This is a genomic window from Nocardioides thalensis (genome assembly GCF_013410655.1).
GTDB classification, from domain to species: domain Bacteria; phylum Actinomycetota; class Actinomycetes; order Propionibacteriales; family Nocardioidaceae; genus Nocardioides; species Nocardioides thalensis.
This window is the reverse complement of sequence record NZ_JACCFP010000001.1, coordinates 1,715,739-1,733,775: the sequence shown is the minus strand read 5'-3', so window position 1 is coordinate 1,733,775 and position 18,037 is coordinate 1,715,739. Positions and strand designations below refer to the sequence as shown.

Below are 18,037 nucleotides of genomic sequence, written 5' to 3'. Positions count from 1 at the left end.
GTGACAGCTACCGCCGTACGCCCGCCGGACCCCGACGTCCTCGCCGCCGCCCGCGACCGCCTCGCGGGCCTGGCCACCCCGGCCGGTGCACTGGGCCGGCTCGGCGACCTCGGCACCTGGCTGGCGGCCTGCCAGGGCAGCGTGCCGCCCGCCCCGCTCGACGACGTGCGGCTGGTGATCTTCGCCGGCGACCACGGGGTCGCGGCGCACGGCGTCTCCGCCTACCCACCGGCGATCACCGCGGCGATGGTGCGCACGTTCGTCGCGGGGCGTGCGGGCGTCAACGCGCTCGCCGCCGCGCACGGTGTCCACGTCCGGGTGCTCGACCTCGGCGTCGACTGGGACCTCGCGCAGCTCGACGACGTGCCCGCGGACGTGACCGCCCACAAGGTACGGCGCAGCAGCGGGGCGATCCACCTCGAGGACGCGCTCTCGGCCGACGAGCTCGAGGCAGCGCTCGGGGCGGGCCGGCGCGTCGCCCTCGACGAGATCGCGGCGGGCGCGCAGCTGCTGCTGTCGGGCGACATGGGCATCGGCAACACGACCCCGGCGGCGGCGATGGTCGCCGCCGCCCTCGGGCTGCCGGCCGCCGAGGTGACCGGGCGCGGCACCGGCGTCGACGACGCCACTCTCGACCACAAGACCGCGGTCGTGCAGACCGCGCTCGACCGCGCCGGCGACCGCCTGGACGACCCGCTGCAGACGCTGCAGGCGGTCAGCAGCGCCGACCTGGCCGCGACCGTGGGCTACCTCGTGCAGGCCGCCGAGAGCGGGACCCCGGTGCTGCTGGACGGCCTGATGTCCGTCGCTTGCGCGCTCACCGCCGACCGGCTCGCACCGGGCGCCGCCGCGTGGTTCGCCGCCGGGCACCGCTCGACCGAGCCCGCCCAGGCGCTGGCGCTGGAGAAGCTCGGCCTCGAGCCGGTGCTCGACCTCGGCATGCGGCTCGGGGAGGGCTCGGGCGCCGTCGCGGCCGTGCCGGTGCTGCGCTCGGCGGTCGCAGTGCTGCGCGACGTCGCGCTGCTCTCCGACCTCATGTGATGAAGGCGCTGCGGCTGTCGGTCGGGATGCTCACCTGCATCCCCGTGCCGGCGGTGATGGACGTGACGCCGCGGGTCGCGCGCGGCGCGCTCCTGTGCGCCCCGCTGGCGGTCGCGCCGCTCGGTGCCGCGGTCGGCCTGGCGTGCTGGGCCGGAGGGCGGGCGGACCTGCCGCCGCTGGCCGTCGCGTTCGTGGCGATCGGCCTGTTGGCGCTGGGGTCGCGGGCGCTGCACCTCGACGGCCTCTCCGACGTCGCCGACGGGCTCACCGCGTCCTACGACCGCGCGCGGTCGCTCGAGGTCATGAAGGGCGGCACCGCCGGCCCCGCCGGCGCCGCGGCGCTCGTGGTCGTGCTCGGGGCGCAGGCGGCCGCGCTCGCGACGTACGGCGCGAGCGCGCGGGACGCGGTCGTCGCCGGCGCCTGCGTCGCGGCGTCCCGGGGCGCGCTGTGGATCGTGTGCGCGGCCGTCGTGCCGCCGGCGCGGGCGGACGGGCTGGGCGCCACGTTCGCGAGGCGGGTCCCCGTGGCGGTGACGGTGACCGGGTGGATGGCGCTCGCGGCCCTTGCGGCGCTGGTCGACCCGGTGCGCGGGCTCCTGGCCGTCACGGTGGCCGCGGCCGCCGTACTGCTGCTGACGTGGCGGTGCGTGCGGCGCTTCGGCGGCGTCACCGGCGACGTGTACGGCGCCGCGATCGAGGTGGCGCTGGCCGTCCTGCTGGTCGGGCTCGCCGGAGCCGGCTAGAGCACCAGCACGCGGCCCGCGACGACCAGGTGGACCTCGTCGCACGCGGTCGCGAGACGCTGGTTGACCGTGCCGAGCAGGTCGCGGAACACCCGGCCGGACCGGTGCTCGGGCACCACGCCGAGGCCGACCTCGTTGGTCACCAGGACGACCCGGCCGGGCGAGGCGGCGACCGCGTCGACGATCTCGGCGAGCGGCGAGAGCACGGCGTCCTCGACCTCGCCCACCGGGGCCTCCCACAGCCCGGCCTCGTCGATCACGGCGGTGAGCCAGGTGCCGAGGCAGTCGACCAGCACCGGGCCCGCCGCCTGGTCGATCGCCACCGCGACGTCGATGGTCTCGACCGTCGTCCACCACGCCGGCCGCCGCTCCTGGTGCCGGGCGACGCGCGCGGCCCAGTCGGCGTCGTCGTAGGTGGGTCCGGCCGCGACGTAGGTCACCGGCGCCGACTTCGAGAACAGGCTCTCGGCGTGCACCGACTTCCCGGAGCGCACTCCCCCGGTGACCAGGACCTTCGCAGCGGCCGACGCCGCCCCGGGCTCAGCCAACGGTGAACTCCACCTTCCGGGCGGACAGGTCGGCCACGGTGAGCCGCACGGCCACCTCGGTGCCGAGCGGCAGCGGCCCCGAGGCCGACACCAGCGGCGCCTCCACGCCGATCGCCTCGACCAGGACCACGCCGCGGCGCTCGTCCTTCTCGTCGACGGAGGTCACGACGCCCGTGAACTCCTCGCCGACCCGCCCCTGGAGCAGCCCGGCCTCCAGCACGTCCAGGATCGCGCGCTCGTAGGCGTTGGCACGGCGGGCGGAGTCCTGCAGCGTCTTCGGCAGGTCGGGCAGCGCGGCACGCACCCAGTCGGGCACCGGCTGCCCGGCGCACAGCGCCACGCACACCTCGCCCGTGTAGCGGTCGCCGAGCCGTCGCAGCGGCGCAGTGACGTGGGCGTACGGCGCCGCGATCGCGCTGTGCAGCGTCTGCTCCGGCAGCTCGCCGTCGAACGCCGCGTAGCCGGAGCCGCGCAGCAGCCGGGTGGCCGCGACGGCCATCGCCTGGTGGGCCGGGAGGGTCCGGTCGAGCGAGCGGATGAGCTCGGGGTAGTCCACGTCGCCGGGCCAGTCGATTCGCAGGCCCTTCGCGACCCTTCGGAGCCGGGCCACGTCGCGGGGGTCGGGCGGCGGCAGCGTGCGGAGCACGCCGATCCGGCCCTCGAGCATCAGCGTCGCGGCAGCCATGCCGGTCATCAGCGAGATCTGGGCGTTCCAGAGCTCCACCGGAAGCTGCTCGCGGAACTCCAGGGTGAGCCGCCCGCCTTCCTCGTGCACCTCCTGCTCGGGGAGCGGCAGCGAGATGCCCCCGCGCTCCTGCTCCTTCGCCTCCCGCAGGGTGCCGACCTCGCGGAGCAGCTGCAGCACCTCGCCCGCCGAGCCGTCGTCGAGCGCGGCCTGCGCGCCGACGTACGACAGCTGCTGGCGGGACCGCACCAGCGCCCGCTCCACGCGGACCGACGTGCCCTCGCCGGTGGCGTCGACCTGCATCGTCCACAGCAGGGCGGGGCAGGTCTGGTCGGGCAGCAGCGACGCGGCGCCCTCCGAGAGGCCGGGCGGGTGCAGCGGGATCCGGTGGTCGGCGCCGTAGAGCGTCTCACCCCGGCGGTGCGCCTCGACGTCGATCGGGTCGCCCGGCCTCACGAACGCCGCGACGTCGGCGATCGCGTAGTGGACGACGAAACCGCCGTCAGGATCGCGCTCGATGTGCAGCGCCTGGTCGAGGTCGCGGGAGCCCTCGGGGTCGATCGTCAGGAACTCGATGTCCGTGCGGTCGAGCTCGGGGAGCACCGCGCCCGCGGCGGCCCGCTCGGCGGCGGCCGTGACGTCGGCCGGGAAGCCGGTGGGGAGCTCGAGCTCCTGCTCGACCTTCGCCAGCGCCTCCTTCAGGTCCGCGGACCCTGCTGACTCGGCCTTGACCCGGACCACGAGATTGCTCGGCATAGCAGCGACCTTAGTGTGGCCCCCGTGCTGATCCTGCTGCCGCCCAGCGAGGGCAAGACCGCGCCCGGCCGGGGCCGGGCCCTCGACCTGGACTCGCTGGCCCTGCCGGTGCTCACCGACGCGCGGAAGCGGGTGCTGCACGCGCTGGTCGGCCTGTGCCGCGACGAGCCGGAGGTCGCCGTGACGGCGCTCGGGCTCACCGCCGGCCAGGCCGAGCACGTCGCCCGCAACGCCGGCCTCGAGTCGGCGCCGACGGCCCGCGCCGACCGCGTCTACACCGGCGTCCTCTACGACGCGCTCGACGCCGCCACCCTGTCCCCCGCTGCCCGCCGGCGCGCGGCGACCCGGCTCGCCGTGACGTCCAGCCTGTTCGGCCTGGTGCGCCCGGGCGACCGGATCCCCGCCTACCGTCTGTCCGGCGACGCAGCGCTGCCGGACGTCGGGCCGGTCGCGGGGGTGTGGCGCGACGCGCTCGGCCCGGCTGTCGACGAGTCGCTCCGCCGCGGACTCCTGGTCGACCTGCGCTCGAGCATGTACGCCGCGTTCTGGCGTCCGCCCGCCGAGCTGGCGCCGCGCGTCGCGACGGTGCGGGTGCTGCACGAGGTCGACGGCACCCGCAAGGTCGTCAGCCACTTCAACAAGGCGACCAAGGGCCGCATCGTGCGGGCGCTGCTCGAGGACGGCGCCGACCCGCGCACCCCCGCGGCGCTCGCCGACGCGCTGCGCGACCTCGGCTGGACGGTCGAGGTCGGCGAGCGGACCAAGAAGGGCACCCAGCTGGACGTGGTGGTCAGCGACCTGTGAGGGCGCCCGTCAGTTCAGGTCGATGAACGCCTCGAGGAGCTCGACGGCAGCGTCCTTCTGGTTGCCGATGTTGCGCGTGCCCTCGGAGAAGACCTCGACGCCGATCACCGAGCCGTCGTGCTTGGTGATCGCCTCGCTCCGCTGCGGCGTGCCGAAGGCGATGCCGTCGTCACCGACGTCGATCGGCTCGGGCTCGACCCCGTAGCCCGCGGCGGTGCTGCGCACCGCCTCGATCTCCTCGTCGGCGATCAGCCCGGCGCCCTCGGTGATCGTCACGCCGACGCCGCTGCCGCTGTAGTTGCAGCCCGCGGCGATGATGATGTCAGCGTCGAGGACCAGCTCGACGTCGTGGCCCACGACGTCGGACACCTCGGCAGCGGTGGGGCACTCGACGTCACCGAGCCCCGGCACGCTGTCCTTCACCGTGTCGACGACCCGCCACACGACGAAGCCGCCGACGCCGCAGACCACGACCAGCACGACGAGCGTGATGATGGCCGCGATCAGGCAGCCGCTGCCCTTCTTCCGCGGCGGCTGGGCATACGGCGGCTGGCCGTACGGCGGCACCGGCTGGCCGTAGGGCTGGTACGGCTGTCCGGGCGGCGGCGGCTGCCCCGGCGGCGGAGGCGGCGGGTAGGACACCTGCCGAGCGTGGCACGAACCGCGCCTGCTCGGGAGCCGCTTTCGCGGACTCGTGCCGACGAGCGGCCGTCAGAGCGGACCGTCGGTGCGGGCGGCCGGAAGCGCGTTGTAGAGCTTGAGCGCCCCGCGCCGCTCGCCCGTGCGGTGGTCGGGGAAGAACGACACGATGGACACGGCGGCCGGCTGGAGGTCCATCCGGAACACCGCCTCGAGCGGTGCGCCGAGCGCGTGGGCGACCAGGGTCTTGATCGGCGTCACGTGGCTGACGACCACCAGGGTCTCCCCGGCGTGGGCGGCGACGAGGCGGGTGAGTGCGGCGAGCACCCGCTCCTCCACGGCGTGGAAGGACTCGCCGCCGGGCGGCGCGGCCGCCATGTCCGAGACCCAGGCCTGGAAGGCGTCCTTGTCCTTCTCCATGACCTCGACGAAGGTCAGCCCGTCCCACTCGCCGAACTCCATCTCGGCGAAGCCGGGCTCCTCCTCGACCCCGAGGTCGAGCGCGGCGGCGACGATGTCGGCCGTCTCGCGGGTGCGGCGCACGGGAGACGCGACGACGGTGTCGACGCCGATCCCCCGCTCCTTGAGCCACTCGGCGGTGGCCAGCGCCTGCGCCCGGCCCTCCTCGCTCAGTCCGGGGTTGGCGCCGCCGAGTCCTCCGGAGAACCGCTTGGACGAGGTGTGCTCGGTGACGCCGTGCCGCACCAGCACCAGCGTCGTCGTACCGGTGATGCCCGGCTCGGCCGCCGGCTCCTCGACCTCCTCGATGAGCGACTCGGCCTCGTCCGCCGGCTCGCGGTAGGGGTCCTCTCCCGCGACCGTGACGCCCGACCGCTTGCCGTCGAGGGCCTCGTTGGCGAGCCGGTCGGCGTGCTTGTTCTGCTCGCGCGGCACCCAGGTGTAGGTCGTGCCGGACGGGGCGAGCCGGCTGGCCTCGAGCGCGAGCGGCTTCATGGCGGGGTGCTTGACCTTCCAGCGCCCGCTCATCTGCTCGACCACCAGCTTGGAGTCCATCCGGACCTCGACGTCGGCGTCCGGCGCGAGCTCCGCCGCCATCCGGAGCCCGGCGATCAGGCCGGAGTACTCGGCGACGTTGTTGGACGCGACCCCGATGGTCGTGCCCTCCTCCGCGATGACCTCGCCGGTCTCGGCGTCCTTGAGGACGGCGCCGTACGCCGCGGGGCCGGGGTTGCCGCGGGAGCCGCCGTCGGCCTCGATCAGGACCGACCGGTGACGACCAGGATCAGGCACCGAGGCCGCTCTCGGAGGTGCGGACCAGGATCCGCTGGCACTCCTCGCACCGCACGACCTCGTCGTCGCCGAGCCCCTTGATGCGGGCGATCTCGGACGGGTCGAGGGTGAGCATGCACCCGCCGCACTGGCGGGCGCGCAGCGCCGCGGCGCCGACGCCGCCCTTGCTGGCGCGGAGCTTCTCGTAGAGAGCGAGCAGGTCGTCGGGCAGCTCGGCGACGATCGGCGCGCGCCGGGTCTCGACGAGTGCCAGCTCGGCCTTGACCTCGCCGGCCTGCACGTCGCGGGCCCCGGTCAGCTCGGCGAGGCGCTCGTCGGTCGCGTGCATCTCCTCCTGGAGGCGCCGCAGCAGGCCCTGCGCCTCCTCGAGCTGCTCCATGACCTCGAGCTCCTCGTCCTCCAGCACCGAGATCCGACGCTCCAGCGTCTCCATCTCGTGCTGCATCCGCTCGATGTCCTTGGGGTTGGCGATGGCGCCGGAGTCGATGCGCTGCTGGTCGCGCTGGCGCCGCGCCTTGACCTGCTCGACGTCGGCGTCGGCCTTCTCCTGCGCGGCCGCGAGGTCGTCGACGACGATCTGCTGGTCGCGCAGCTTGCCGAGGGTGACGCCGCGGGACCGGGTCAGCTCCTTGATCTCCGCCTCCTGCGGGAGGTTCCCGAGGCGGTGGCGCAGCTGGTCGACCTCGGAGTCGACTCCCTGCAGGTCGAGCAGCTTGAGCTGGGCGTTCGGGTCGGCCTTCACAGGCGCATTGTCCACGGGTCGGTGACCACGGTGCTCACCCGGGTCTCGACGTCGGCGCCGAGGGCCTGCTCGAGCATCCCGGCGACGACGGGGAGCCAGGTGGACTCCGCCGCCCAGTGGGCGACGTCGACCAGCGCGGGGCCGCCCTTCTCCACGAACTCGGCGGCGGGGTGGTGGCGCAGGTCGCTGGTCAGGTAGACGTCGACGTCGCTGCGGGCGACCCGGTCCAGCAGGAAGTCGCCCGCTCCCCCGCAGACCGCGACCCTCTTGACCACGCGGCCCGGGTCGCCGGCCACGCGTACACCGTGCTGGGTCAGCGGGAGCACAGCGGCCACGTGCTCCGCGAACTCCGCCAGCGTGACCGGCGGGAGGTTCCCGACCCGGCCGGTGCCCGTCGTGGTGATGCCGGGGTCGGCGAGCTCGACGACGTCGTAGGCCGGCTTCTCGTAGGGGTGGGCGGCGAGCAGAGCCGCCACCACCCGGGGTCGCAGGTGCCGGGCGAGCACGACCTCGACGCGGACCTCCTCCACCGTCTCCAGCTCGCCGACCTTGCCGATCATCGGGTTGGCGCCGTCGAGAGGGCGGAACCTGCCCTCGCCGGGACCGCTCGTGTACGACGCGAAGTCGTAGTCGCCGATCCGGCCGGCGCCCGCCTCGGCCAGCGCCGCCCGCACCGGCGGGGCGGCGTCGGTCGGGACGAAGGTCGTCAGCTTGTCGACCGGCTCCCCCACGGCCGGCACCAGCGGAGCGAGGTCGGTGAGCCCGATCGCCTTCGCCAGCGCCTCCGACACCCCGCCGGCGGCCTGGTCGGCGTTGGTGTGCGCTGTCAGCAGCGCACAGCCGGCCTTCGCGAGCGTGCTCAGCGTGCGGCCCTTGGGTGTCGTCGCGGCGAACCCGTTGACCGGCTTGAGGAAGAGCGGGTGGTGGACGATCACCAGGTCGGCCTTCCAGTCCGCGGCCTCCTCGGCGACCGCGGGCGCGGGATCGACGGCGAGGAGCACCCGCTTCACGTTCTGCGCGGGATCGCCCCACACGAGCCCGACGGCGTCCCAGTCCTCCGCGGTCTCGGGCGGGTACCACCCGTGGATCAGGTCGACGACGTCCTTCAGCGCAGGCATGCCGCAGAGGCTAGCGGGGCGGCACGAGCGGGATCGGGGCGGCAGCGGCGCGGAAAAGTTTCCGCCGAGGTGTCGAAATCGCGGACTCCGGTTCGTGGACAGGGCAAGAGCACCCCGAGCCCGCACGACAAGGAGGCACGACCATGTGGGACACCGAGCACACCACCCCGACGCACCTCTCCCACGACCTGCCGTGCGCGGGCTGTGGCCACGCCGTCCACACCTACCTGCCGTGCAGCGACACCTGCGCGTGCCAGGTCAGCGCGCTGCCCGGCAGCGTCCCGCTGGCCGCCTGACCAATCAGCCGCGGCGCGCCAGGTCGAGCAGCGCCTCGACGTCGAGGTGCTCCTCGACCAGGTCGCCCAGCAGGTCGAGCCGCCGCTCGCGAGCAGCGGGGAACGACGCCGCGGACTCGACGCCCAGGGCGTCGCGGAGGTACGACGCCCGCAGGCCGTCGTCCTCGAGCGCGCCGTGCGCCATCGTGCCCGTGACGGCGCCCGCGGTCGTCGTACCGGAGATCCGGCCGTGGTGGATCTCGTAGCCCGCCGGCTCGTGCAGGCGCAGCGTCTTGTCCGGCGAGAACACGGTCTCGACGTCGAGCAGGCCGAGACCGTCCACGACTCCGGGCGGCCCCTCGACGCCGTCCGGGTCGGCGATGGTGCGGCCGAGCATCTGGCAGCCGCCGCAGATGCCGAGCACCGGCCGCCCGGCGCGGGCGTGGCGCAGGATCGCGGCGTCGAGGCCGCGCTCGCGCAGCCAGGCCAGGTCGGCGGTCGTCGCCCGGGTCCCCGGCAGCACGACCAGGTCGGCCTCGGCCAGGCGGCGCGGGTCGGAGACGAACACGACGTCCAGGTCCGGCTCGAGCCCGAGCGCGTCGACGTCGGTGAAGTTGCTGATCCGCGGCAGCCGCACCACCGCGACCGTCCGGGTCGCCTCGCGGGCACGACGGCCGTCGAGGTCGAGCGCGTCCTCGGAGTCGAGCCACAGGTCGGGGTGCCACGGCAGCACGCCGAACGTCGGCAGGCCGGTGCGCTGCTCGAGGTCGGCGAGCCCGGGCCGCAGCAGCCCGACGTCGCCGCGGAACTTGTTGACGACGAAGCCCTTCACCAGCGCCCGGTCCGCGTCGTCGAGGAGCATGAGCGTGCCGTAGGCCGACGCGAACCAGCCGCCGCGGTCGATGTCGCCCACGACCACGGTCGGCACGTCGCCGTGCCGTGCGAGCCCCATGTTCACGTAGTCGGACTCGCGCAGGTTGATCTCGGCAGGACTGCCCGCGCCCTCGGCCACCACGACGTCGTAGCGGGACCGGAGGTCGTCGAACGCCGCGTGCGCCGTCGTCGCCAGCCGTTCCCGTCCGGACGTCCAGTCGCGCGCCGAGACCTCACCGTCCGGCAGCCCCATCCGCACGACGTGGCTGCGCCGGTCGCTGCCGGGCTTCAGCAGCACCGGGTTCATCGCGACCTCGGGCTCGGCGCCGGCTGCGCGGGCCTGCACCCATTGCGCGCGCCCGATCTCGCCGTAGCCGTCACCGGTCCCGAGGGGCACGACCATCGAGTTGTTGGACATGTTCTGCGCCTTGTACGGCGCCACCCGGATCCCGCGCCGTACCAGCGCGCGGCACAGCCCGGTCACCACCACGCTCTTGCCCGCGTCGGAGGACATGCCGGCGACGAGGAGAGCGGTCACGCCGCGAGGCTAGGGCATGGGCCGCGCTAGTTGACCTGGCGGTCGCGTCCCTCCCAGTAGGGCGCGCGCAGCTTGAACTTCTGCAGCTTCCCGGTCGCCGTCCGCGCGAGCTCGTCGCGGAACTCGACGGACGTGGGCGCCTTGTAGCCGGCGAGCCGCTCCTTGCACCACCTGATCAGGTCGGCCTCGGTGTCCGGGCCGGGCTCGGCGTCGGCGCTGAGCACGACGAGTGCCTTGATCGTCTCGCCCCACTTCTCGCTGGGCACGCCGATCACCGCGACCTCGGCGACGGCCGGGTGCGAGAACAGGGCGTCCTCGACCTCGATCGACGAGACGTTCTCGCCGCCGGTGATGATCACGTCCTTCTTGCGGTCGGCGATGGTCAGGTAGCCGTCCTCGCCGATGAAGCCGCCGTCGCCGGTGTGGAACCAACCGCCCTCGAGCGCCTTCGCGGTCTCCTCCGGCTGCTCCCAGTAGCCCTCGAGCACCACGTTGGACCGGGCCAGCACCTCGCCGGAGCCCTCGGCCGACTCGTCGGTGCGCAGCGTGACGCCGAGCGCCGGCGCCCCGGCGCGGGTCAGCCGGACCGCGCGCTCCTCGGCGGACAGGTCGTCCCACTCCTCGCGGCTGCGGTTGACGGTCAGCACCGGGGAGGTCTCGGTGAGGCCGTAGATCTGGATGAACTCCCAGCCCAGCTCCTCCTGCACCCGCACGACGGTCTTCGTCGGCGGCGGCGCGCCGGCCATCACGATCCGCACCCGGTCGCGGCCGGGGATCTCGCCCTCCCACGTCTGCGCCGCGTCCAGTACGGCGGCCGCGACGGCCGGTGCGGCGCACATCATCGTCACGCCCTTGTCGCGCACGCGGCGCAGGATCTCCGCGCCGTCGACCTTCCGCAGGATCACGTGCCGGGCACCCACGCCGGTCATGGCGAACGGCATCCCCCAGCCGTTGGCGTGGAACTGCGGCAGCGTGTGCAGGTAGACGTCGCGGTCGCTGATCGTCGTGTGCAGCCCGAACGTCACGGCGTTGGTCCAGATGTTGCGGTGCGTGATCTGCACGCCCTTGGGCCGGGCCGTCGTGCCCGAGGTGTAGTTGATCGTCGCGGTCGCCGCCTCGTCGTGCTCCCACGGCCGCGGCTCGGCGCCGGGCGCGGCGTAGAGGTCCTCGTCGGTGCCGAGCACGAACTTCATCTCGCAGTCCACGCCCTTGAGCGCGTCCTCGAGCTCGGGGTCGACGTACAAGACCCGTGCTCCGGAGTGCTCGACGATGTACTGCACCTCGTCGGGGCGCAGCCGGAAGTTCACCGGCACCAGCACCCGGCCCCACCCGCACACGCCGAAGAACGAGGTGAGCAGCCGGCTGCTGTTGTGGCTCACCACGGCCACGCGGTCGCCGACCTCGAGGCCGAGCTCGTCGAGCCGCGCAGCCTGCCGCCGGGCGAGCTCCCCGATCTCGCGGTAGGTGAGCGAACCCTGGCTGGGCGCGGGCTGGTCCGGCTCGTCGACCACCCCGACCCGGTCGCCGTACACCTGCACGGCGCGGTCGAGGAAGTCGTTGACGCTGAACGGGACGAACATGGGCGTGCCTCCCCTGCGCGAAGTCTGTGATCGTCGCCACTCTAGGCACCGCCGGGGTTGCGAAGAGGTTGCCTGGACCGTGGGTAGGACGAGCGGCCGCCGCCGATCGGCGAACGGCGCGCGCCGCACGACGACCGGTCCGCGCCATGAGAGAGCTCTCATCGGGCTCTCACCCCCGCACCACCTTGGGGCAGGATCGTTGGCGACATGAGCCTCCCGTGGAAGATCCTGCTCGCCCTGGCGGTCGTGCTACCGCTCGGCGGATTCGTCGTGGGGTCCCTGGCGAGCGCCGCCGACGACGATCCACTTCCTCGTCAGCCGATCGTGCTTCGCGAGGGCGACGAGAGCCAGGCCCCGAGCGATGCCCCCTCCCCGTCCCCCGGCCCGAGGTCCGGCGAGAGCCGCAACGGCTCGTCCGACGACGACGTCAACGACCCTGACGACCACGTCGTCTCGCCGAAGCCCTACGAGGACGGCGATGATGACTCGGGCGACGACCACGGCACGACCGGCGAGGAGGGGGACGACGGCGGTGACGACGGGGACGACGACGATGACGGGGACGGGGACGACTGATCCCGCCTCCCGCCGCGCCGGCTGGTCGGTCCGGACCAGGATCGCGACTGCGGTCGCGTTGCTGGTGACCGTCGCTCTGGCCGGCGCCGGGGTGATCGTCTACGTCGTGGAGCGCGAGCGCATCGACAACTCCGTGCAGCGCGAGGTCGAGCAGGAGCTCGACGAGTTCACCCGGCTGGAGTCCGAGGGCATCGACCCGCGGACCGGACGGCCTTTCGACGTGCCGTCCCTGCTCTTCACGTTCCTCGAACGCAACGTGCCCGACAACGACGAACTGCTCGTCGGCTGGGTCGAGGACGCCCCGGAGTACTGGTTCCCGCGTGATGACCTCGTCGCCGACCCCGCCTTCCGCGCGACCGCGGAGCCCTTGGTCACCGAGGGCGGCAGCGCGTACCTCGACACCGCGCGCGGTGAGGTGCGGATCACCAGCCAGCCGGTGCGGCAGGGCAAGGTCACTGGGGCCCTCCTCGTGGTCGCCTACCTCGACGAGGACCGGGCCGAGCTCGCTGCCACGATGCGCACCTACGCGATCGTCGCCCTGCTGTCGCTGTTCATCATCACCTGGGTCGCGTGGTGGCAGGCGGGCCGGCTGCTCCGCCCGCTCCGGACGCTGCGCCGGACGGCCGACGACATCAGCGCCACCGACCTGTCGCAGCGCATCCCCGAGACCGGCAACGACGACATCACCGCCCTCACCCGCACGGTCAACACGATGCTCGACCGGCTCGAGGCGGCGTTCGTCGGCCAGCGGCAGTTCCTCGACGACGCCGGCCACGAGCTGCGCACGCCGCTCACCGTCCTGCGCGGGCACCTCGAGCTGCTCGACGCGGGCAGCCCGGAGGAGGTCGCCGAGACCCGCACCCTGCTGCTCGACGAGGTCGACCGGATGGCCCGGCTGGTCGGCGACCTGATCCTGCTCGCCAAGACCGGCCGTCCCGACTTCCTCGCTCCGCGCGAGACCGACCTCGGCGACCTGGCGGCGTCGGTGGTGGCGAAGGCCCGCGCCCTCGGCGATCGGCGCTGGGTGCTCGACACGCCGTACGACGACGCCGGCGCGCGCGTGGTCCTCGACGAGCAGCGGATCACCCAGGCGCTCCTCCAGCTGGCCGACAACGCGGTCAAGCACACCGACGCCGGCGACGAGATCGGCATCGGCGCCGAGGTCGGGGACGGCCGGGTCCGCTGCTGGGTGCGCGACTCCGGCGACGGCGTTCCGCCAGAGGACCGCGAGCGGATCTTCGACCGCTTCGGCCGCGCAGCGGTCCGATCAAACGACGAGGGGTTCGGACTCGGCCTCTCGATCGTGGCCGCGATCGCCGAGGCCCACGGTGGCCGCGCCTACGCCGACGACCCGCCGCCGGGGCGCCCCCGCGGCGCCCTGTTCGTGATCGACCTGCCGGCCGTCCGGCCGTTGGAGGAGGAGAGCCCGTGGCCCGCATCCTGATCGTCGAGGACGAGCACCGGATCGCGTCGTTCGTGGCCAAGGGCCTCCGCGCGGAGGGCCACACCACGATCACGGCCGAGGACGGCCCGACCGGGCTCGACCACGCCCTCAGCGGCGACATCGACCTCGTCGTGCTCGACATCGGGCTCCCGGGGCTCGACGGGTTCGAGCTGCTCGACCAGCTCCGCTCCCAGGGGTCGCGGGTCCCGGTCATCGTGCTGACCGCACGCGACTCGGTGACCGACACGGTGGCGGCCCTCGAGGGCGGCGCCGACGACTACATGCCGAAGCCGTTCCGGTTCGCCGAGCTCAACGCCCGGATCAAGCTGCGGCTGCGCGCCGCCGCCGGCGGAGGCGACGGCGGGCGTCCCGACGCGCTCACCGCGGGCGCCGTACGACTCGACCTGCGGACGCGGCGCGCCACCGTGGCGGGCAAGGAGATCGACCTGTCGGCGCGGGAGTTCGCCCTGGCCGAGATGTTCCTCGTCAACGCCGGCCAGGTCCTCTCGCGCGAGCAGCTCCTCGACCACGTGTGGGGCCTCGACTTCGACCCCGGGTCCAACGTGGTCGACGTGTACGTCGGCTACCTGCGCCGCAAGCTCGGACCGGAGTCCATCACCACGGTTCGTGGGATGGGCTACCGGTTCGAGCCGTGACGCGGTCGCTCACACCGGGCGGGCGTTGACCTTGAACGTCAGCCGCGGCGCCGGCTGGCGCGCCAGCACCGGCTCGAGCGCCTCGGCGACCTCGTGCGGGAGCGGCCGGTCGGCGGGCCGCTTCTCCAGGCAGGCAGCGACCACCTTGCGGACCTCGGGGGCCACCCGCCCCGGCAGCTCACCCGGCTCGTCGACGAGCTGCGGGTGGCTGACCGACGGGTCCCTGGAGGACCTGTCGCCCGACCGGAACGGCCGCTCCCCCGCGATCGCGTGGAACAGCGTCGAGCCCACGCCCCAGACGTCGGAGGCGTAGCCGGGCACGCCGTGGCGGCCGCCCGGGTCCGCCTGCTCGGGCGCGAGGTAGGCGTCCGTGCCGATGATCGCCGTGATCTCGGCGGCGCTGTCCGCGGGCCGCGCCACCGACAGGTCGATGAGCCGGGCCGGCGAGCCCATGATGATGTTGCTCGGCTTGATGTCGAGGTGGCACACGTCGGCGTGCCGGAAGAAGTGCAGGGCGGACGCGAGGTCGATCGCCAGCGGCAGGTACTGCTGCTCGCTCAGCCGTCCGTGCCGGCGGATCAGCTTCGCCAGCGACGGCCCCTCGACGTGCTCGAGCACCAGGTGCGGCCGGGGGCCGTCGGCGTCGTGGCGCAGCCCGCGCGCCACGACGGGGTGGTGCGCGACGTCGAGCGCCCGCGCCTCCCGCTCGAGGCCGTCGAGCGTGTCGGGGTCGTCTACCTCCGCCGGCCGGACGACCTTCACCACGACGGGTCCGTAGGTGATCTCGTCGAACGCCAGGAACGCCTCGTACGACGAACCGCCCCCGAGCAGCCGCAGGGCGGTCAGCTCGGGGGTGATCGCGTCGCCGCGGTGGAGGTCCCAGCTCGACAGCTCGGTCTCTTCGCGGGTGCCGGACATCAGCGCGTGTTGTGGCGCGAGCGGTCGTTGGTGTTGTTGCGCGACCAGTCCCGCTTGCGCGAGTTCGTGCCGTCGCGGGTCCAGTCTTTCGAGGCCCGGTTGCGGCTGTTGTCGCGGCCGCTCCGGCTGCCCGTGCGGCTGTTGCTCCGCGACCTCGAGTCGTCGTCGCGGGCGAGGCGGTCGTCGTCGTTCTCGTCGTCATCGTCGGAGACGAGCACGACGTCGGCGCCGTCGTCGTCGCGCTTCGCGAACTCCTGGGCACCGGCCGAGCCCGGCATCGCGATCAGGCCGGCGGTCACCAGCCCGGCGAGGCCGACGACGGCCGGCGGCAGCAGCTTGATCTTCATCGTGGTGTGTCCTTCCGTGGTGTCTTGAGCTGACACCAGGAAGACTCCCGGCCCGCGGTGAGGTGCCCATGAGTCACGGATGAGAGCCCTCTCACCCACGTGCGTCCTCGGTGGGCGCAGAGAGACTCGAACTCCCGACATCTTCCTTGTAAGGGAAGCGCTCTAACCAACTGAGCTATGCGCCCGCGGGCGGCACCCTACCGGCCGGCGCGCCGACTCCTGAAATGAGTCGAACCGCTGGCGTCTCGGGTCACCAGCGGTTCAACGAGAAGAACGATATCCACGCGGCCGCGGCCTTCCAAGGGCTCGGCCCGAAAATCATCCGAAGTGATGAGTAACGTAGTCCGTTCGGACTACCCCGGGCGCCGAGCGCGGCGGCTCAGACGCTCGTCGCGGCCTCGGCTGCCTCGTGCAGGCGGGCGAGGTGCTCCTCAAGGTCGCGGCCCTGCGCGGCGGGGTTGTGGACGGCCCAGGTGAGGTTGCCGGCCTTGTCGACGATGTACGACGACCGGCGCGGCCCGCCGTTGCTCTCGTCGAACACGCCGTACGCCGTCGAGACGGCCCCGTGCGGCCAGAAGTCGCTGAGCAGGGGGAAGTTGATGCCGTCGGCGTCGGCGAACGCGCGGAGCGCGTAGACCGGGTCGCACGAGATCGCGATGACCTCGGTGTCGAAGGTGACGAACTCGTCGAGGCGGGTCCGGATGCCCGACATCTCGCCCGTGCACACGCCGCTGAACGCGAACGGGTAGAACAGCAGAGCGACCGCCTTCTCGCCGCGGAAGGACGAGAGGCTGACGTCCTGCCCGAACTGGTCACGCAGCGTGAAGTCGGGCGCCGGGCCGCCGAGCTCGAGACCGGAGTGGACGGAGTCGCTCACTCGTGCTCCGCCAGCTCCCGCTTGAGGACCTTGCCGGTCGCGTTGCGGGGCAGCTCGTCGAGGAACACGATCTCGCGCGGCACCTTGTAGCGCGCGAGGTTCTGCTTGACCCACCCCTTCAGGTCGTCCTCGGTCACGGACTCGTCGCTGCGGACGACGAACGCACGCAGCCGCTTGCCGAAGTCGTCGTCGTCCACGCCCAGCGCGGCCACCTCGGTCACGGCGGGGTGGGTGGCGAGGCAGTCCTCGACCTCCTTGGGGAAGACGTTCTCACCCCCGGACACGATCATCTCGTCGTCGCGGCCCTCGACGAAGAGACGGCCTTCGGAGTCGAACCGGCCGACGTCGCCGGAGGACATCAGGCCGTCGATCATCTCCTTGCCGCCACCACCGGTGTAGCCCTCGATCTGGAGGTCGTTGCCCACGAAGATCCGGCCGGGCTCCCCCGCCGGCACCTCCTTGCCGTCGGCGTCGTAGATCCGGACCACGGTGTTGAGCGGCAGTCGCCCGGCGGTTCCGGGAGCCTCGCGGAGGTCCTGCGGAGAGGCGATGCTCGCCCAGGCGATCTCCGTGGAGCCGTAGGTCGAGTAGAGGTTGTCGCCGAACCGGTCCATCCACTGCGTCGGGAGGTCGCCGGGGAGCGCCGACCCGGAGGAGGCGACGGCCTGCAGCTTCGGCAGCGAGTGCTTCGCGAGCGTCTCCTCCGGCAGCGCGAGGATGCGCTGCAGCATCACGGGGATCACCGCGAACGACTCGCACTCGTGCTTCTCGAGGATGTCCAGCGCGGTCTCGGGGTCGAACTTGCGGTTGAGCACCAGGGTGGTGCCGAGCAGCATCGCGAGCTGGTAGTGGGCGAAGCCCCAGGTGTGGAACAGCGGCGCGGCGACGTAGCAGGTCCAGCCGCTGCGCAGCGGCATCCGCGAGAGCAGCGACACCGCAGCCGGGATGCCGCCCTGCGGGCGGGGCGCGCCCTTCGGCGTACCGGTGGTGCCGGAGGTCAGGATGATGGTGCGGCCCATCCGCGACGGAGGCGTGGGCTCGGTCGCGGAGCCGGAGCCGATCAGGCCCTCGAGGGTGTCGGGACCGGCCTCGCCGTCGGTCCAGGCGACCACCCGGTCGTTGATGTCGACGCCCGAGAGCAGGCTCTCGAACTCCTCGTCGTAGATGACGACGCGCGGCTTCTCGCGCTCGACCACGTCGGCCAGCTGCGGGCCCGCGAACGCGGTGTTGAGGTAGAGGACGTCGGCGCCGAGCTTGCTGATCGCGATCGACGCCTCGATGAAGCCGCGGTGGTTGCGGCACATGACGGCGACGCCATCACCGGTCTTCACCCCGCGCGCGGCGAGCGCGTTGGCCAGCCGGTTGGTGCGGTCGTGCACCTCGGCGAACGTCAGCGAACCGAGCTCGTCGATGATCGCGGTCCGGTCGGGTCGCCGCAGCGCCATCGTCTTGAAGCCGCCCGCGGGCGCGGTGCCCCAGGTCTTCAGCGTCTTGAGCATCCCCGCCAGGACCACCGGCGAGTAGGGCCGGACGATGCCGGACTCGGTCAGGATCTTGACGCTCGTCGCGGCGTCGCGCACCCTCGCGCTGATCGTTCCCATGCGGTCGAAACTATCGCGTCCTGCC

At 73.2% G+C, this 18,037-nt stretch carries 19 protein-coding genes and 1 tRNA gene; 7 read left to right on the top strand and 13 right to left on the bottom strand.

Going from position 1 to position 18,037, the window contains the following annotated elements:
* Both cobT and HNR19_RS08555 read left to right on the top strand, forming a co-directional pair.
* The gene (gene cobT, locus HNR19_RS08560; RefSeq protein ID WP_179667519.1) at nt 1–1,041 is read left to right on the top strand and encodes a nicotinate-nucleotide--dimethylbenzimidazole phosphoribosyltransferase; all 1,041 of its coding nucleotides are present in this window, start codon (nt 1–3) and stop codon (nt 1,039–1,041) included.
* Nucleotides 1,041–1,784, top strand: a complete 744-nt coding sequence (locus tag HNR19_RS08555; protein ID WP_179667518.1) for an adenosylcobinamide-GDP ribazoletransferase — start codon at nt 1,041–1,043, stop codon at nt 1,782–1,784. The genes cobT and HNR19_RS08555 overlap by 1 nt, the downstream gene beginning before the upstream one ends.
* Here HNR19_RS08555 and cobU read toward each other — a convergent pair.
* On the bottom strand, nt 1,781–2,332 hold the full coding sequence (cobU, locus tag HNR19_RS08550) for a bifunctional adenosylcobinamide kinase/adenosylcobinamide-phosphate guanylyltransferase (RefSeq protein WP_179667517.1): 552 nt from the start codon (nt 2,330–2,332) through the stop codon (nt 1,781–1,783). The genes HNR19_RS08555 and cobU overlap by 4 nt on opposite strands.
* A complete protein-coding gene (locus HNR19_RS08545) occupies nt 2,325–3,773 on the bottom strand; it encodes an RNB domain-containing ribonuclease (RefSeq protein WP_179667516.1) in 1,449 nt (482 codons plus the stop codon). Before HNR19_RS08545 ends, cobU begins: the two co-directional genes overlap by 8 nt.
* A 24-nt stretch (nt 3,774–3,797) precedes the next feature.
* On the opposite strand from HNR19_RS08545, the gene yaaA reads away from it, so the two are divergent.
* Complete coding sequence (gene yaaA, locus HNR19_RS08540; RefSeq protein WP_179667515.1) at nt 3,798–4,577, top strand: peroxide stress protein YaaA; 780 nt, start codon at nt 3,798–3,800, stop codon at nt 4,575–4,577.
* Between the two features lie 9 nt (nt 4,578–4,586).
* Here yaaA and HNR19_RS08535 read toward each other — a convergent pair whose 3' ends face one another.
* From HNR19_RS08535 to HNR19_RS08520, 4 genes are all read right to left on the bottom strand, one after another.
* Nucleotides 4,587–5,219: a hypothetical protein gene (locus tag HNR19_RS08535; protein ID WP_179667514.1), complete on the bottom strand. Its 633-nt coding sequence runs from the start codon at nt 5,217–5,219 to the stop codon at nt 4,587–4,589.
* Nucleotides 5,220–5,288: 69 nt separating this feature from the next.
* Nucleotides 5,289–6,467: a bifunctional RNase H/acid phosphatase gene (locus HNR19_RS08530; RefSeq protein ID WP_179667513.1), complete on the bottom strand. Its 1,179-nt coding sequence runs from the start codon at nt 6,465–6,467 to the stop codon at nt 5,289–5,291.
* Entirely contained in the window at nt 6,460–7,209 is a 750-nt protein-coding gene (locus HNR19_RS08525) for a zinc ribbon domain-containing protein (protein ID WP_343047110.1), read from the bottom strand. The genes HNR19_RS08530 and HNR19_RS08525 overlap by 8 nt, the downstream gene beginning before the upstream one ends.
* The gene (locus HNR19_RS08520) at nt 7,206–8,327 is read right to left on the bottom strand and encodes a Nif3-like dinuclear metal center hexameric protein (protein ID WP_179667512.1); all 1,122 of its coding nucleotides are present in this window, start codon (nt 8,325–8,327) and stop codon (nt 7,206–7,208) included. The genes HNR19_RS08525 and HNR19_RS08520 overlap by 4 nt, the downstream gene beginning before the upstream one ends.
* Nucleotides 8,328–8,470: 143 nt before the next feature.
* On the opposite strand from HNR19_RS08520, the gene HNR19_RS08515 reads away from it, so the two are divergent.
* Nucleotides 8,471–8,623, top strand: coding sequence for a hypothetical protein (locus HNR19_RS08515; RefSeq protein ID WP_179667511.1), 153 nt, complete (start codon nt 8,471–8,473; stop codon nt 8,621–8,623).
* A 4-nt stretch (nt 8,624–8,627) separates the two neighbouring features.
* On the opposite strand, the gene HNR19_RS08510 is transcribed toward HNR19_RS08515, so the two are convergent.
* Complete coding sequence (locus tag HNR19_RS08510) at nt 8,628–10,013, bottom strand: cobyric acid synthase (RefSeq protein ID WP_179667510.1); 1,386 nt, start codon at nt 10,011–10,013, stop codon at nt 8,628–8,630.
* Nucleotides 10,014–10,039: 26 nt separating this feature from the next.
* Entirely contained in the window at nt 10,040–11,593 is a 1,554-nt protein-coding gene (locus tag HNR19_RS08505; protein WP_179667509.1) for an AMP-binding protein, read from the bottom strand.
* A gap of 207 nt (nt 11,594–11,800) precedes the next feature.
* Between HNR19_RS08505 and HNR19_RS08500 the strand changes: the two genes are divergently transcribed.
* From HNR19_RS08500 to HNR19_RS08490, 3 genes are read left to right on the top strand one after another with little or no spacing between them, the layout of a single operon-like run.
* Entirely contained in the window at nt 11,801–12,169 is a 369-nt protein-coding gene (locus tag HNR19_RS08500; RefSeq protein WP_179667508.1) for a hypothetical protein, read from the top strand.
* Nucleotides 12,126–13,613, top strand: coding sequence for a sensor histidine kinase (locus tag HNR19_RS08495; protein WP_343047109.1), 1,488 nt, complete (start codon nt 12,126–12,128; stop codon nt 13,611–13,613). Before HNR19_RS08500 ends, HNR19_RS08495 begins: the two co-directional genes overlap by 44 nt.
* Nucleotides 13,598–14,269: a response regulator gene (locus HNR19_RS08490; RefSeq protein ID WP_179667506.1), complete on the top strand. Its 672-nt coding sequence runs from the start codon at nt 13,598–13,600 to the stop codon at nt 14,267–14,269. Before HNR19_RS08495 ends, HNR19_RS08490 begins: the two co-directional genes overlap by 16 nt.
* Before the next feature lie 9 nt (nt 14,270–14,278).
* Here the strand turns inward: HNR19_RS08490 and HNR19_RS08485 are convergent, their stop codons facing one another.
* The 5 genes from HNR19_RS08485 to HNR19_RS08465 form a co-directional block, all read right to left on the bottom strand.
* On the bottom strand, nt 14,279–15,187 hold the full coding sequence (locus tag HNR19_RS08485; RefSeq protein WP_179667505.1) for a serine/threonine-protein kinase: 909 nt from the start codon (nt 15,185–15,187) through the stop codon (nt 14,279–14,281).
* On the bottom strand, nt 15,187–15,534 hold the full coding sequence (locus tag HNR19_RS08480) for a hypothetical protein (RefSeq protein ID WP_179667504.1): 348 nt from the start codon (nt 15,532–15,534) through the stop codon (nt 15,187–15,189). The genes HNR19_RS08485 and HNR19_RS08480 overlap by 1 nt, the downstream gene beginning before the upstream one ends.
* A gap of 111 nt (nt 15,535–15,645) precedes the next feature.
* Nucleotides 15,646–15,719: transfer RNA gene (locus HNR19_RS08475), tRNA-Val, on the bottom strand.
* Between the two features lie 194 nt (nt 15,720–15,913).
* A complete protein-coding gene (locus HNR19_RS08470; protein ID WP_179667503.1) occupies nt 15,914–16,411 on the bottom strand; it encodes a redoxin domain-containing protein in 498 nt (165 codons plus the stop codon).
* A complete protein-coding gene (locus HNR19_RS08465; RefSeq protein ID WP_179667502.1) occupies nt 16,408–18,012 on the bottom strand; it encodes an AMP-binding protein in 1,605 nt (534 codons plus the stop codon). The genes HNR19_RS08470 and HNR19_RS08465 overlap by 4 nt, the downstream gene beginning before the upstream one ends.
* Nucleotides 18,013–18,037 lie beyond the last annotated feature (25 nt).

Coding starts and splice junctions, on each gene's coding strand:
- HNR19_RS08555 (WP_179667518.1), top strand. CDS start 1,041: ATGAAGGCGCTGCGGCTGTCGGTCGGGATGCTCACCTGCATCCCCGTG.
- HNR19_RS08545 (WP_179667516.1), bottom strand. CDS start 3,773: ATGCCGAGCAATCTCGTGGTCCGGGTCAAGGCCGAGTCAGCAGGGTCC.
- HNR19_RS08520 (WP_179667512.1), bottom strand. CDS start 8,327: ATGCCTGCGCTGAAGGACGTCGTCGACCTGATCCACGGGTGGTACCCG.
- HNR19_RS08515 (WP_179667511.1), top strand. CDS start 8,471: ATGTGGGACACCGAGCACACCACCCCGACGCACCTCTCCCACGACCTG.
- HNR19_RS08505 (WP_179667509.1), bottom strand. CDS start 11,593: ATGTTCGTCCCGTTCAGCGTCAACGACTTCCTCGACCGCGCCGTGCAG.
- HNR19_RS08500 (WP_179667508.1), top strand. CDS start 11,801: ATGAGCCTCCCGTGGAAGATCCTGCTCGCCCTGGCGGTCGTGCTACCG.
- HNR19_RS08485 (WP_179667505.1), bottom strand. CDS start 15,187: ATGTCCGGCACCCGCGAAGAGACCGAGCTGTCGAGCTGGGACCTCCAC.
- HNR19_RS08480 (WP_179667504.1), bottom strand. CDS start 15,534: ATGAAGATCAAGCTGCTGCCGCCGGCCGTCGTCGGCCTCGCCGGGCTG.
- HNR19_RS08465 (WP_179667502.1), bottom strand. CDS start 18,012: ATGGGAACGATCAGCGCGAGGGTGCGCGACGCCGCGACGAGCGTCAAG.